The 15,082-nt window shown below is 34.5% G+C and carries 10 protein-coding genes; 2 read left to right on the top strand and 8 right to left on the bottom strand.

Annotated features, from left to right (window positions below; all coding sequences use genetic code 11):
* Positions 1 to 198: 198 nt before the first annotated feature.
* Together EP747_RS09580 and EP747_RS09575 are read right to left on the bottom strand one after the other, a co-directional pair.
* A complete protein-coding gene (locus EP747_RS09580; RefSeq protein ID WP_069033722.1) occupies positions 199 to 1,053 on the bottom strand; it encodes a class II fructose-bisphosphate aldolase in 855 nt (284 codons plus the stop codon).
* A gap of 294 nt (positions 1,054 to 1,347) precedes the next feature.
* Positions 1,348 to 1,725 carry a response regulator gene (locus EP747_RS09575; protein ID WP_025671030.1) on the bottom strand — a complete coding sequence of 126 codons (378 nt, stop codon included), beginning with the start codon at positions 1,723 to 1,725 and terminating at the stop codon, positions 1,348 to 1,350.
* 201 nt (positions 1,726 to 1,926) lie between these two features.
* Between EP747_RS09575 and EP747_RS09570 the strand changes: the two genes are divergently transcribed.
* Positions 1,927 to 2,451, top strand: a complete 525-nt coding sequence (locus EP747_RS09570; RefSeq protein ID WP_165346953.1) for a DUF2529 family protein — start codon at positions 1,927 to 1,929, stop codon at positions 2,449 to 2,451.
* 70 nt (positions 2,452 to 2,521) lie between these two features.
* Here the strand turns inward: EP747_RS09570 and EP747_RS09565 are convergent, their stop codons facing one another.
* The 6 genes from EP747_RS09565 to EP747_RS09540 form a co-directional block, all read right to left on the bottom strand.
* Positions 2,522 to 4,123, bottom strand: a complete 1,602-nt coding sequence (locus tag EP747_RS09565; protein ID WP_129689674.1) for a CTP synthase — start codon at positions 4,121 to 4,123, stop codon at positions 2,522 to 2,524.
* Between the two features lie 306 nt (positions 4,124 to 4,429).
* Positions 4,430 to 4,978 carry a DNA-directed RNA polymerase subunit delta gene (gene rpoE, locus EP747_RS09560; protein WP_129689673.1) on the bottom strand — a complete coding sequence of 183 codons (549 nt, stop codon included), beginning with the start codon at positions 4,976 to 4,978 and terminating at the stop codon, positions 4,430 to 4,432.
* 268 nt (positions 4,979 to 5,246) lie between these two features.
* On the bottom strand, positions 5,247 to 8,486 hold the full coding sequence (gene icmF / locus EP747_RS09555) for a fused isobutyryl-CoA mutase/GTPase IcmF (protein WP_129689672.1): 3,240 nt from the start codon (positions 8,484 to 8,486) through the stop codon (positions 5,247 to 5,249).
* A gap of 129 nt (positions 8,487 to 8,615) precedes the next feature.
* Entirely contained in the window at positions 8,616 to 9,746 is a 1,131-nt protein-coding gene (locus EP747_RS09550) for an acyl-CoA dehydrogenase (RefSeq protein WP_129689671.1), read from the bottom strand.
* Positions 9,747 to 10,147: 401 nt separating this feature from the next.
* Complete coding sequence (locus tag EP747_RS09545; RefSeq protein ID WP_129689670.1) at positions 10,148 to 11,329, bottom strand: acetyl-CoA C-acetyltransferase; 1,182 nt, start codon at positions 11,327 to 11,329, stop codon at positions 10,148 to 10,150.
* A gap of 206 nt (positions 11,330 to 11,535) precedes the next feature.
* Entirely contained in the window at positions 11,536 to 13,644 is a 2,109-nt protein-coding gene (locus tag EP747_RS09540; protein ID WP_129689669.1) for a heterodisulfide reductase-related iron-sulfur binding cluster, read from the bottom strand.
* Positions 13,645 to 13,857: 213 nt separating this feature from the next.
* On the opposite strand from EP747_RS09540, the gene cls reads away from it, so the two are divergent.
* On the top strand, positions 13,858 to 15,051 hold the full coding sequence (gene cls / locus EP747_RS09535; RefSeq protein ID WP_129689668.1) for a cardiolipin synthase: 1,194 nt from the start codon (positions 13,858 to 13,860) through the stop codon (positions 15,049 to 15,051).
* The last annotated feature ends 31 nt before the right edge of the window (positions 15,052 to 15,082 follow it).

Here is a 15,082-nt window from a genome sequence, read left to right as displayed (position 1 = left end):
GAAATAGATATTTGGTAAATTCTTAACTAACCTAAACTAATTCTAATCATTATTATCTTATATCTTCAAGTCTAAATGAAAAAACATATGAATTTATTGCTAAAAACGGCTTTGTTAAACAAGAAAACCGTCTAAACATAATTTAGACGGCTTAATTTATTATAATATATCATATTTTAAGCTAAAAAACTTAAAATATTATGCTTTGTTGCTAGTACCGAACTCACGGATTTTGCCAGCTACTGTTGCGATAATTGCTTCGCGACCTGGTCCAAGAACTTTACGTGGATCGTATTGTTTTTGATCATTTGCAACAAATTCACGAACAGCTTTGTTGAAAGCAATTTGGTTCTCAGTGTTTACGTTAATTTTTGCAGTGCCACGAGCGATTGCTTTTTGAATTTGTTCAGTTGGGATTCCAGTTCCACCGTGTAAAACTAATGGTACATTAGTCTCGTTACCGATTTGTTCCATTTCGTCGAAACCTAATTTTGGTTCACCTTTGTATGGTCCATGAACAGAACCTAAAGCAGGAGCTAAGCAATCAATGCCAGTACGCTCAACTAGTTCTTTACACTCTGCTGGGTCAGCATAAATAATGTCTCCAACTACGTGATCTTCTTGTCCACCAACAGTTCCTAATTCAGCTTCAACAGATACACCATGAGAGTGAGCGTAGTCTACAACTTTTTTAGTTGTTTCAACGTTTTGTTCAAATGGATCGTGAGAAGCATCAATCATAACTGAAGTAAATCCAGCGTCAATTGCAGCTTTACATGCTTCAAAGCTTGAACCGTGATCAAGGTGAATTGCAACAGGTACAGTAATTTTTAAATCAATTAATAAACCTTCTACCATCTTTACAACAGTATTGAATCCACCCATGTATTTAGCTGCACCTTCAGAAACACCAAGAATTACAGGTGATTGTTCTTTTTCAGCTGCAGTAAGAATAGCAAAAGTCCACTCTAAGTTATTAATATTGTATTGACCAACTGCGTATTTACCTTCTTTTGCTTTATTAAGCATTTCAGTCATAGATACTAAAGGCATTTTAAGCCCTCCTTATATACTCTTTTATGAAAATTAATCTGCACCCATAATTTTACTAACAAGAATATAATGCTACAAATTGTTCTTTATTATGTAAATTATAAGGTATTTATATCACAACATAAGAATACAAAAAATGAAATGAAAACACAACAAATATCATCTAATGTTCGTATTATCGTAACATATTAGACAATTAATCAATATTTCTACTTGTTTTATCCGCTATTCCCGAAAACGCTTTCAATTAGTGGATAAAAATAAAAGCAGATGGTCCGCTACCCATCTGCTTTTTTACTGCTGAGATTGTGGTTGTGACGTATGTTCTCTAACAACCTTTTTAATTTCATCAATATCAAATGGTTTTGGAAAATATTGTAGTGCTCCTAATTTTTTAGCTTCTTCAATAATATCGAGTTCACCATAAGCCGTCATCAAAATAACTTTAATATCTTTATTAATTTCTTTGATTCGTTTTAGAATCTCCACTCCGTCCATACCTGGTATTTTCATATCAAGAATAACTAAGTCGGGACAATCCTTCACTACAATATCAATTGCTTGAAAACCATTAGCTGCCTGAAATACCTCATAGCCTTCTTTTTTGAAAATTTCGTGTAAAAGCAAACGAATTCCGTACTGATCGTCTACTATAAGTAATTTACTTCCCAAAAATAGTACCACCTTTCTAAACCAGATAACTTTGCTTAAAAAAATACAAATTCCCCTAAATTTTTACATTCTACTTTAAATCCTTTTTTTCCTGCATTAGCATGAAAATTTTACAAAAAATTACTTTTTTAATTTTTTTGTATCTACCTAAATTACAGTATAATGGTTAGAACATACTTTTATAAGAGGGAGTATTATTTAATGTTAAAAATTTTTTCGACACAATTGAATGGAGTTTTTCAAAAAATAGTTAAGCAAGAGGAAGTATTTGAAGATGCTTCACGCTTCCTAGCACAGGCAGTTATAGGCGAAGGAACTGTTTATGTTCATGGAACAAAAGAATTTGCTGGTATTGTTGCAGAAATAACTGATGGAGCAGAACACAACGACTCAATTAAACCTTTGTTGATTAACGGCGAAATCCAGTCTTTATCTCCAGTAGATCGAGTACTTTTATTTACAAGACAAACGGATGATCAAGAAGCTATTCTTCTTGCTAATAAACTTTCAGAATCAAATATTGGATTAGTTATCGTCTCTACCACGATTAATGGAGAAGACCATTTATCAGAACTAGCCGATGTATTTATTAACTATGAATTAACAAGGAAGCTTGTACCAACTGACGAGGGAGACCGAATTTGTTTACCTACCCTACTCACAGGATTATTTATTTATCATTGCCTATTACTTACAATGAGTGAGATCCTATCAGATTTCGACTAAAAAATAATTCTAAAATAGCAAAAACACCCAACATGACTTTAATAAAATCTGTTGGGTGCTTTTTATTTCCTTAACCTTTGTTTTGTAGCGATGCTCCTACAAAATCTCTGAATAATGGTTGTGGTCTATTTGGACGAGAGATAAACTCTGGGTGGAATTGAGAAGCTACAAACCATGGGTGGTTTGGCAACTCAATAATTTCTACTAAACGACCATCAGGGCTAGTACCTGAGAAGATAAATCCTTCTTGTTCCATTTGTTGACGGTATTCATTATTGAACTCATAACGATGACGGTGACGTTCGTAAACAACTTCTTCTCCGTAAGCTTCGTATGCTTTTGAACCTTCAACTAATTTACATGGATATAAACCTAATCGTAATGTACCACCTAAATCTTCTACATCTTTTTGTTCTGGTAATAAATCGATAATTGGATAGTTAGTAGTAGGATCGATTTCAGCTGAGTGAGCACCTTTCAAACCTAAAACATTTCTAGCGAATTCAATTGAAGCAATTTGCATACCTAGACAAATCCCTAAGAATGGTACGTTATTTTCACGAGCAAATTGTGCTGTTAAGATTTTGCCTTCTACACCACGGTCTCCGAATCCACCTGGTACAAGAATTCCATCTGCATCGCTTAAAAGTTCATTTACATTAGCTGATGTAACTTCTTCTGCATTAATCCATTTAATTTCAATTTCGCTATCAAAAGCATATCCTGCGTGCTTTAATGCTTCTGCTACTGAAATATAAGCATCTTGCAATTCTACATATTTACCAACAAGAGCGATTTTTGTTGATTTAGTTAGGTTTTTAACTTTATCTACTAAAGCAATCCACTCTGTCATATCTGCTTCATTTGTTTGTAGTTTTAAATGATTACATGCGATACTGTCTAATCCTTGTGCTTGTAATGCTAATGGGATTTCGTAAAGAGTATCTGCATCTACACATTCGATTACATCTTTAGCATCTACATCACAGAATTGAGCAATTTTATCTTTCATTTCTTGTGGTACAGATGTTTCTGAACGTAATACGATGACATTTGGTTGAATACCAATACTACGAAGTTCTTTTACACTGTGTTGTGTTGGTTTTGTTTTTAACTCACCAGCAGCTTTAATATAAGGTAGAAGTGTACAGTGAACATACATTACGTTGTCACGACCTACGTCGCCTTTAATTTGACGAATAGCTTCGATAAAAGGTAATGACTCGATATCACCAACTGTTCCACCGATCTCAGTGATAACAACATCAGCATTCGTTTCGCGACCCGCACGGAAAACTTTATCCTTAATCTCATTTGTAATATGTGGGATAACTTGTACAGTTCCTCCTAAGTAATCTCCACGACGTTCTTTCTGTAAAACTGTAGAATAAACTTTACCACAAGTTACATTGTTGAATTTAGTAACGTTAATATCAACAAATCTTTCATAATGTCCTAAGTCTAAGTCTGTTTCTGCACCGTCATCTGTTACGAAAACTTCACCATGTTGGTAAGGACTCATTGTTCCTGGATCTAAGTTAATGTACGGATCGAACTTTTGAATTGTTACATTTAATCCTCTGTTTTTTAGAAGTCGTCCTAAAGATGCTGCAACAATCCCTTTACCAAGAGAAGAAACTACGCCACCTGTTACAAAAATATACTTTGTCATAATTGAGCCCCTTTCATTTTTAGCATTCGTATTTTATTTTTCCTTACAAGAAATTACAAAGCTAAACCTTTATAAAAAATTATTTAATAACATTTTGTATGCATGCTTTATTGTCATCCAAAATTGGGTTTTTTCATGCAAATTTTTAACATTTGAATATAAAGCAAACATTTCATTATTGTTTTATTACATTTGTAAAAAAACAAAGACGCCCCCTATTTAAAATAGGGAGCGTCAAAATATATTTCGTTCTTTTTAAAGAGCCCAATAAGAATTCTACTCATTCAGTACTTAAAAGTCAAGAACTTATAGTTCTTCTTCCTCTTCAAATTCATCTAATTCTTCATCTTCTTCATCTTCTAGCTCTAAATCTTCATCATCTATTTCTAGGTCTTCGTCATCTTCATCGATTTCTTCGTCATCAAACTCATCAGTTTCATCATCATCAACTAGATCTTCATCTAACTCGTCTAATTCAAGTTCTTCCTCTTCAAACTCATCTTCTTCAGATGCGTCATAATCTTCGAACTCATCATCTTCTTCCAATTGTTTACGCTTCTTCTTAGGTTTTGCAACAGGTAATACTTCTTCTTCGGCTTGATCATATGGGTACCAAGCACGTAATCCCCAACGATTTTCACCTAAACATACGAAACGGCCATCAATATTTAATTCTGTATAAAATTGAGGAAGTTTTTCTAAAAGTGCCTCTCTAGTTACACCTAAAACTGTTGCCATTTGGTCAACTAAATCATAAAAAGAAATAGGTTCCTTTGTTTCAGAAAAAAGTTCATATGCTAATTCAATAAGCGATAATTCTTTTAATTGCTCTTCCGAGTATTGCTTTAAACTCAAGGTAAGCACTCCTTTAAAAATAATATTTTCACCATAATTCAATAACATTATGTATAAATTTTACTAGTTAGTTATAAAATACATATCTTTCATTATAAACAAAACTAAGTTAAATATGCTAGCACCTTGTCTATATTTTTCAATATTAGACTAATTTTTCGCGAAAATAGTAAAATGAGCGCCTATAAGACGCCCATTCTACCTAGCTACAGTCACATGCCCCTTGTGCTGTCTTAAAGCAGAACAAACGGCTTCTCGCAATTCTATTTTACATATTTCTACGGTATTGTCCGCCCACTTCATATAACGCTTGAGTGATTTGTCCTAAACTAGCAACACGAACGGTATTCATTAGCTCTTCGAATAAATTGCCGTTTTGACGAGCAACTTGTTTTAATTGTTCTAGAGCGACTTGTGCATCTAATTTATGTTTCACTTGGAATTGCTCTACATGATCAATTTGCGATTGTTTTTCTTCGTAGCTTGATCTAGCAATTTCCATTGTATTGATTGATTCCATTTGTTCGTTAGGATTGATGTAAGAGTTTACTCCTATGATTGGAAGATCACCATTATGTTTAAGTGTTTCATAATAAAGTGACTCTTCTTGAATTTTACCACGTTGATATTGAAGCTCCATCGCACCTAATACGCCACCACGGTCACTGATTCTCTCAAACTCTTTTAAGACTGCTTCTTCTACTAAGTCTGTTAGCTGCTCAATGATAAATGATCCTTGGATTGGATTTTCATTTTTCGATAAACCATTTTCTTTTTGAATAATAAGCTGAATCGCCATTGCACGACGTACAGATTCCTCAGTAGGAGTTGTGACAGCCTCATCATATGCATTTGTATGAAGTGAGTTACAGTTATCATATAAAGCTAGTAACGCTTGTAACGTTGTACGTATATCATTAAACGCCATCTCTTGAGCATGTAGTGAGCGACCTGATGTTTGAACATGGTATTTAAGTTTTTGGCTTCGTTCAGATGCACCATATTTTTCTTTCATAGTAACAGCCCAAATTCTTCTTGCTACACGTCCTATTACTGAGTACTCAGCATCAAGTCCATTACTAAAGAAGAACGATAAATTATGTGCAAAATCATCGATTTTCATGCCTCGACTTAAATAATATTCAACGTAAGTAAATCCATTTGATAAAGTGAATGCAAGTTGCGAAATCGGATTTGCTCCAGCTTCAGCAATATGGTATCCAGAAATTGAAACTGAATAATAATTACGAACACTATTATCAATAAAATACTGTTGAATATCGCCCATCATTTTTAAAGCGAATTCTGTTGAGAAAATACATGTATTTTGCCCTTGATCCTCTTTTAAAATATCAGCTTGAACAGTACCACGAACTTTTTGTAAAGTTACTCGCTTTATTTCAGTGAATTCTTCAACTGTTAAAATTCGGCCCAGTTCTTTTTCTTTTATTTCAACTTGTTGATGAATAGCGGTATTTAAGAACATAGCTAAAATAATTGGTGCTGGACCGTTAATTGTCATTGAAACGGATGTTGAAGGACTACATAAATCAAAGCCATTGTAAAGTTCAATCATATTATCTAAAGTACATACATTTACTCCACTCTCACCAATTTTCCCAAAAATATCAGGACGGATTGCTGGGTCTTCACCGTATAGAGTTACTGAATCAAATGCTGTACTTAAACGTTTAGCTGGGTCATTCTCACATAGATAGTGGAATCGTTTATTTGTTCTGCTTGGCGGTCCCTCACCAGCAAACTGTCTCTTCGGATCTTCGTCTTGACGCTTGAATGGGAAAACTCCAGCTGTAAATGGGAAGTATCCAGGCACGTTTTCTTTCGCTACCCATCTTAATAAATCTCCATAATCTCGATAAGTAGGTACAGATACTTTCGGTATTTTTGTGCCCGATAAAGTTGTCGTTGTTAACTCAACTTTAATTTCTTTATCTCTAATTTTTTGAATTAGTTGATCTTGTGAATATGCTTCTTTAATCAATTTAAAATGATTTAGAGCTTGTTTTGTAGATGGAGCAAGAGATTCTTCAAATTTATTTTTCAAATCTATTAATGTATGTTTTGCGTCTTCAATATTTTGTGACTCTATTTCAGACAGTGTTCCTTCAATTTGATAAAGCTTTGAAGCTTTTGCTGCCTCAACTTCAGTGTTTTCGTGATAATTTCTTACAGTTTCTGCAATTTCTCTTAAATAAAAACGACGATTACTTGGAATAATGACATGTTGTTTCTCAACATTACCCGGCTTAATATATGTCGTATTCCACTCATTTGCAGTATGTTTTTCAATTGATTTTGTTAAAGCTAAAAATAAATTATTAGTTCCTGCATCGTTGAACTGGCTAGCTATTGTTCCGTATACAGGCATTGTAGCTATATCATCATGGAAAAGATGTCTACTACGTTGATATTGTTTCTGAACAAGACGTAATGCATCTTCTGACCCTTGACGTTCAAATTTATTAATTGCAATCAAATCCGCAAAGTCAATCATATCAATTTTTTCTAATTGAGAAGGTGCTCCAAATTCACTTGTCATAACATACAGATGAATATCACTGTATTGGGTAATTGCAGCATCACCTTGACCTATACCACTTGTTTCAACAAAAATAACGTCAAAATCAGCTGATTTTAAGATTGAAATAGCATCCTCTAATGCATTTGAGATTTCAGATTGACTATCTCGAGTAGCTAAACTTCTCATATACACATTTGGATGGTGAATTGAATTCATACGAATACGATCACCTAATAGTGCTCCACCTGTTTTACGTTTTGTTGGATCAATTGAAACAATACCGATTGTTTTTTCTGGAAACTCTTGAATAAAACGGCGTACTAGCTCATCCGTTAATGAACTCTTACCCGCTCCACCAGTACCAGTCATACCAATTACTACACTTTTACTAGTTTCTGATTTTTCTAAAGTTGCAGCCATCTCTAAGCTTGAATCTAGAGAACCTTTATTTTCAGCTAAAGTAATAAATCTAGCAATTTCTTTATGATTTGTAGCAGATAGTTTTTGAACGTTCTCTAAGTCTTTCAAAGGTGGAAGAAAATCTGTGCTTTGTAACATATGATTAATCATTCCTTGAAGTCCCATTATACGGCCGTCTTCAGGTGAATAGATTTTAGTGATTCCGTATGCTTCTAGCTCCTCTTGCTCTTTAGGCAAAATTACGCCACCACCGCCACCAAATAACTTGATGTGAGAAGCGCCTCTTTCTTGAAGCAAGTCGTACATATATTTAAAGTACTCCATATGTCCACCTTGGTAGGAAGAAATTGAAATACCTTGTACATCCTCTTGAATTGCTGCGTTAATAATTTCTTCAACAGAGCGGTTATGGCCTAAATGAACAACTTCAACACCATTTTCTTGCAGTAATCTTCTAATCATATTGATTGACACGTCATGGCCATCAAATAAGCTTGATGCAGTAACGAAACGAATCTTGTGCTTAGCTTGATACTTTTCTACCATACTAATCATCCCCCGAAATTATAATTACCTTTTTTTGTAAAAGAAAACTTGGTAAAGGGTAATCCATATTCCTTGTACCAAGCTATCCTAATCATTCGTAATGCGAAAAGAAGAATAAATATTTTATTTTTACAGCATTCTTGAGATTACTAGTTTTTGAATTTCTTGTGTTCCTTCATAGATTTGAGTGATTTTAGCATCTCTCATAAAGCGCTCTACCGGATAATCCTTCGTATATCCATATCCACCGAAAACTTGTACTGCCTCTGTTGTAACTTTCATTGCAGTATCTCCTGCAAGTAATTTAGACATTGCAGATTCCTTACCATAAGGAAGTCCATTAGATTCTAACCATGCAGCCTGATAAGTTAATAGACGAGAAGCTTCGATACTTGTAGCCATATCAGCAAGTTTAAATGAGATACCTTGTTGAGCAATAATTGGTTTACCAAATTGAACACGCTCTTTAGCATAATCAACTGACGCATCTAATGCACCTTGTGCAATACCTACTGCCTGAGCAGCGATACCATTTCTACCCCCATCAAGAGTTTGCATTGCAACTTTAAATCCTTTACCTTCTTCACCTAATAGGTTTTCAGCTGGGATACGGCATTCTTCAAAAATAATTTCAGTTGTTGGCGATGAACGAATACCTAATTTACTTTCTTTCTTACCAACTGAAAAACCTGGTGTATCACTTTCAACGATAAATGCTGAAACACCATGTTTATTTGTAGGGTCAGTCACCGCAAATACTACGTAAATTTCCGCTTCTCCACCGTTAGTAATAAATATTTTTGAACCATTTAAAATATATTCGTTTCCTTCTTTTCTAGCAGTCGTTCTCATACCACCAGCATCTGATCCAGATCCTGGTTCAGTTAATCCATAAGCACCGATTTTTGTTCCTTGTGCTAACGGTTTTAAGAATTTTTGTTTTTGTTCTTCAGTACCAAATTTATATATCGGCCAACTAGCTAATGAAGTGTGTGCTGATAAAGTTACACCTGTTGATGCACAAACTCTAGAAAGCTCTTCAACTGCGATAACGTAAGCTAAATAATCACTACCGATTCCACCATATTCCTCTGGGAATGGAATACCTGTTAATCCCAACTCAGCCATTTGATCAAAAATTGAACGATCAAATTTTTCATGCTCATCACGCTCAGCAGCTGACGGAGCAACCTCATTTCTAGCAAAATCTCTTACCATTTTACGAATCATTTCATGTTCTTCACTTAAACGAAATTGCATAGATCATTTCCCCCGATTTTTGCTAGGACAAGGATCACAATCAAATGAAAGGTCTTAATTAAAGATAATTATTTTATATCCTATTCCCCTTAACTTAATTGCTTCCTTATCACTGCCATGTTGTTTTTGTCGATTTTTGTAAGCGTTAACAAAATATTTTCTACTTTGACTAAAAAGATAGTCTACTTCGTATAATATTAGACAAAAATCTGAAAATTCCTGTTATTTTTTGTAGAAAAATTTTTAAGTCTGGAAGGAAGGAAAAACAAGATCAAGTTAGTAGGCAAAAATAGAAAAGCAAGAAAAATAACAGCTTAAGGGAGGCAGTATTTTGGTAGAAGGATGTATTTCCCTCCATACCTTTCCTGCTACCCATACACTGCATTTCTTGCTTTTCTCTCTTATCGTACCTCTACTAAGACTGCGTCTCCTTGACCACCGCCGCTGCAGATTGCAGCAATTCCTAGGCCGCCGCCTCTTGCCTTAAGAGCATTAATTAATGAGACGATGATTCTTGCACCACTTGCTCCAATTGGATGTCCTAGAGCAATTGCGCCTCCATTTACATTTATTTTTTCTAAAGGTATATCCGCAATTTTCGAACTTGCTAAAACTACTGCTGCAAATGCTTCGTTAATTTCAAATAAGTCAATATCAGAAATCTTTTTATTTGTTTTTTGTAATAATTTTTGAATAACATATCCTGGAGTTCTTGGGAAGTCCTTTGCTTCTACAGCAATTGATTCTGTTGCAACAATTGTAGCTAATGGTAAGTAGCCATTTAGTTTTGCATCTTCCTCACTCATTAATAAAAGAGCTGCAGCTCCGTCATTGAGTCCAGGTGCATTACCAGCTGTGATTGTTCCGTCACGATCAAATGCTGGTGATAACTTAGCCAATTTTTCAATAGTAGTATCCTCCCTTGGACACTCATCTACTTCAATTTTTGTAACGACTCCTTTTTTGCCAACGGACTCAATCGTTACAATCTCTTCTTTAAATTTACCTGTTTTAATCGATTCAATCGCAAGTTGATGACTACGAAGTGCCCACTCATCTTGTTGCTCACGAGATATGTCTTCGATTTTAGCAGCTTCACTTCCATATGTACCCATATGAACTCCAGTAAATGAACAAGTTAAACCATCCACTAGAAGACCATCTTTTAACTCTGTATTCCCCATTTTATTTCCCCATCTTAAAGAGGTTTGATAAAAAGGTGTATTACTCATGGATTCCATTCCACCTGCAACTATACGTTTACTTTCACCAGATCGAATCAATAAATCAGAAAGCATCACACTACGCATACCAGATGCGCATACTTTATTTATTGTTTCTGATCTTGTTTCCCAAGGTAGTCCTGCATTACGAAGTGCCTGTCTTGAAGGTAATTGTCCTTGCCCACCTTGTAAAACAGTTCCCATTATTACATCATCAATTGATTCTAACGGATGGTTAACACGGCTCAAAGTTTCTTTAATTGCGAAACCACCTAACTGGGCAGCACTAAAGCCCTTTAACGCGCCTCCAAAACGTCCTAATGGTGTACGAACTGCACTTACTATAACTGTTTTACTCATCCCATTTTCCCCCTAAAATTTTATCAATTTCTCCTCTATAAAAAAATCCTATAAAAATCAATTCTCCAAATAAAAGGTATACAAAGTTTTATAAAACAAGAAACTCGATTTTCAGACTGATTGAAAAACTTAACTACAGTCTGAAAGGTGTACAAATTGCACACCTTTCATTGTTAATTTATGAAAATTGAAAAGTTATAGAACTTTTATGAAGCTTGGTTTTGTTTGTCACCAAAAATCGATAACTCTAAAAGCTCTGCTATATCTAGTGTTTTAACACTTTCTTCGACTTCTTTTGCTTTTGTTCCATCTGATAGCATTGTTAAGCAATAAGGACAACCTGTTCCAATTACATTTGGACTAACTGCAAGTGCTTGTTCAGTACGCGTTACATTAATACGATTACCAACATGCTCTTCCATCCACATTAATCCTCCACCCGCTCCACAGCACATACCTGTTTCACGTTTACGCTCCATTTCGACAAGCTTGACGCCAGGAATAGCACGAAGAATATCCCTAGGAGCTTCGTAAACTTCATTGTATCGACCTAAATAGCAGGAATCATGGTAAGTAATCACTTCGTTTACTTGATGAACTGGCTTTAACTTACCTTCTTTAACCCATTGAGATAATAATTCTGTATGATGATAAACTTCAATTTGTAAACCAAAATCAGGATATTCATTTTTAAATGTGTTATAAGCATGCGGGTCAATTGTTACTAATTTACTTACTCCCGCTTTTTCAATTTCTGCTATATTATTACTTGCTAACTCTTGGAATAAGAATTCTTGACCTAATCGTCTAGGTGTATCACCAGAATTTTTCTCCTTATTACCTAAAATAGCAAACTTAATTCCAGCTTCATTCATAAGTTTCGCAAATGCTAATGCGATTTTTTGGCTTCGATTATCATATGAACCCATTGAACCAACCCAGAATAAGTAATCAACTTCTTCTCCAGCTTTTTGAGCTTCTTTTACAGTTGGGATATGAATACTTTCATCAAGTTCTCTCCAGTTTTCACGGTCTTTACGATTTAATCCCCATGGATTTCCTTGACGCTCTATATTTGTCATTGCACGTTGAGCATCTGGTTGCATCTTACCTTCTGTTAAAACTAAATAACGACGTAAATCAATTACCTTTTCAACATGCTCATTCATTACAGGACATTGATCTTCACAGTTACGACAAGTTGTACATGCCCAAATCTCTTCTTCAGTAATTACGTCACCAATTAAACTTGGACTATATTCCAATGTTGCTGCTGTTTCTTGGTTTCCTTGTGAAGCAAATGCTAATTGATTTCCTTTTGTCTTTGAAAATGCAACAGTTGGAACCCAAGGTGCACGAGACGTTACAACAGCACCGGTTTCAGTTAGATGGTCACGAAGTTTTAATATTAAATCCATTGGTGACAGCATTTTTCCAGTTGCAGTTGCTGGACAGACATTTGTACAACGACCACATTCTACACAAGCATATAAGTCAATTAATTGTGACTGACGGAAGTCGCTAATTTTTCCAACACCAAATGTCTCTTGTGTTTCATCTTCAAAATCTATTTTTTCTAATTTTCCTGCTTTCGTTAAACGATTAAAATAAACGTTCGCTGGACCAGCAAGTAAATGTGCGTGTTTTGATTGAGGTACATACACTAAGAACGTTAAAAGCGAAATTAAGTGAGTCCACCAAGCAACATAAAAGAATGAAATGGCTAAAGGCTTACTAATGCCGTTAAAAATTGTGGCAACTAAGGATGCGATTGGTTCGTGAAAGCTCGTTCCTTCCCCACTCCAAATGATTCCCATACCATTACCAAACAGTGTTGATAACATTAATAAACCAATGAAGATTAAAACTAACCCGCTTTTCCAACCTCTTTTTAATCGAACCAATTTTTCAATATATCGTCTATGGAAGGCCCAAACAACTGCCACCAATATTAGTAACGCAACGATTTCTTCAAAAAATGTAAATGCACCATATAATGGTCCAAGTGGTAAATGTACTCCAGGAACAAGACCTCTTAAAATAAAGTCTAAAGCTCCCGCTTGAACTAAAATGAATCCATAAAAGAATAACAAATGAATAAATCCACTTTTCTTATCTTTCAATAGCTTTTTTTGTCCGAAAACATTCACCCAAATTTTTTGAAAGCGATCTTTCAAATTTCTTTCAAATTCTTCTTTTTTACCAAGTTTAATGTAGGCAATTCTTGTTTTAATTAGGTAAATGAATAAATAAATTGCATAAACTGTAATTGCCACAAACCCCAGTGCGTTCAAATACAAAAGTGCATGATCCATGATGTATTCCTCCCCCAATTTTCTCGGCTATAAATAAAACGCTTACTTTTTAAAAATTTATAACCATAATAATATTCAGAAAATATATACTTCAATTATATAATGAATGACTATTCAGTCAAATACTTTTTCATTTTAAATTGGCTCTTTTTCATATTCTTCAATGTATATGGTCATACTATCAACACGTAAAAGGTAAAGGAGTTTAATTATATGATTCTTTGCATTTGCTTAATTGCTCTACTCTTTCTTATACTCCTTGCTAGCTTAGATCTTTATTTTGGTTATAAAGCCTTTCATAAATATGATGAAACTTGTCCATTTAAAAAAAGATATAGTGAAACAATGTTAATAACGGATGGTAATGACTTATACAAGCATCTTCTAGACGATATAAAAAAGGCGAATAGTAGCATTTCTATGCTTTTTTATATTGTTCGAAACGATGAAACATCTGAAAAATTCTTATCACTACTCGAAAGAAAAGCTCGGGAAGGATTACAAGTACGTCTGCTTGTTGATTGGATCGGCAGTTTTAGACTTAAGCGTAAAAGAATAAAAAAACTAAAAGAAAATGGCGTAGAAGTACTTTTTAATCGTCGAACCGGATTTCCATATACTCTCTATCGATTTCAACACCGTAACCATCGGAAGATTACAGTAATAGATCAAAAAACCGGCTATTTTGGTGGTTTTAATATTGGTAAAGAATATATTGGTTTTGATGAAGAATTAGGTTACTGGAGAGATTATCATATTCGAATGACTGGTGAGGGTGTAAAAGATTTGCACGTACAATTTTTAATAGACTGGGTTAGAAGTGGTGGAGAATCTTTTACGCTAATTAATGACGATGAATTAGTAAAAGGGAAAATCGAGCATCACTTCTATTCGTCAGACTTTGTGCGCATTGAGAACCTATATAAAGATTTAATAGATCAGGCAAAAAAACATATTTATATTGGTACACCTTATTTTATTCCAACAAAAAAACTGATGGACGCACTTCTAGCCGCTCTTAATCGAGGCGTCCACATATGTGTAATGATTCCAGAAAAAGAAGACCATAGACTAGTTAAAGAGGCGAGTTTTCCACATCTCCTTTTAATTTTAGAAGGTGGTGGGGAAGTTTTTCATTATCAAAAGGGTTTCTTTCATGCTAAGGTACTACTCATCGATGATTGTTGCTGTGATGTAGGATCCGTTAACTTTGACCGTAGAAGTCTTTGCATAAATGATGAATGGAGCTGTATTTTTTCAAGTGAGTCTTTCATATTGAAGATCAAGGAAATATTTATAAAGGACTTAGAACGCTCAAAATCATATCCTATTGGGCATTATAAAAATACAGCATTCTTATGGAAGTGTCGCAAGCTTTTATCTAAGCTCCTTTCTCCATTAATGTAATGTTTTGTACATATACATAAACGAAGTAGAG

The organism is Gottfriedia acidiceleris (assembly GCF_004138285.1).
GTDB lineage: Bacteria > Bacillota > Bacilli > Bacillales > Bacillaceae_G > Gottfriedia > Gottfriedia acidiceleris_A.
This window is presented reverse-complemented; position numbering and strand designations above follow the sequence as displayed.

Excerpts from the sequence above, each read along its gene's own strand:
- EP747_RS09565 (WP_129689674.1), bottom strand. The coding sequence starts at position 4,123 with ATGACAAAGTATATTTTTGTAACAGGTGGCGTAGTTTCTTCTCTTGGT.
- icmF (WP_129689672.1), bottom strand. The coding sequence starts at position 8,486 with ATGGTAGAAAAGTATCAAGCTAAGCACAAGATTCGTTTCGTTACTGCA.
- EP747_RS09540 (WP_129689669.1), bottom strand. The coding sequence starts at position 13,644 with ATGGATCATGCACTTTTGTATTTGAACGCACTGGGGTTTGTGGCAATT.
- EP747_RS09545 (WP_129689670.1), bottom strand. The coding sequence starts at position 11,329 with ATGAGTAAAACAGTTATAGTAAGTGCAGTTCGTACACCATTAGGACGT.
- cls (WP_129689668.1), top strand. The coding sequence starts at position 13,858 with ATGATTCTTTGCATTTGCTTAATTGCTCTACTCTTTCTTATACTCCTT.
- EP747_RS09550 (WP_129689671.1), bottom strand. The coding sequence starts at position 9,746 with ATGCAATTTCGTTTAAGTGAAGAACATGAAATGATTCGTAAAATGGTA.
- EP747_RS09580 (WP_069033722.1), bottom strand. The coding sequence starts at position 1,053 with ATGCCTTTAGTATCTATGACTGAAATGCTTAATAAAGCAAAAGAAGGT.
- EP747_RS09570 (WP_165346953.1), top strand. The coding sequence starts at position 1,927 with ATGTTAAAAATTTTTTCGACACAATTGAATGGAGTTTTTCAAAAAATA.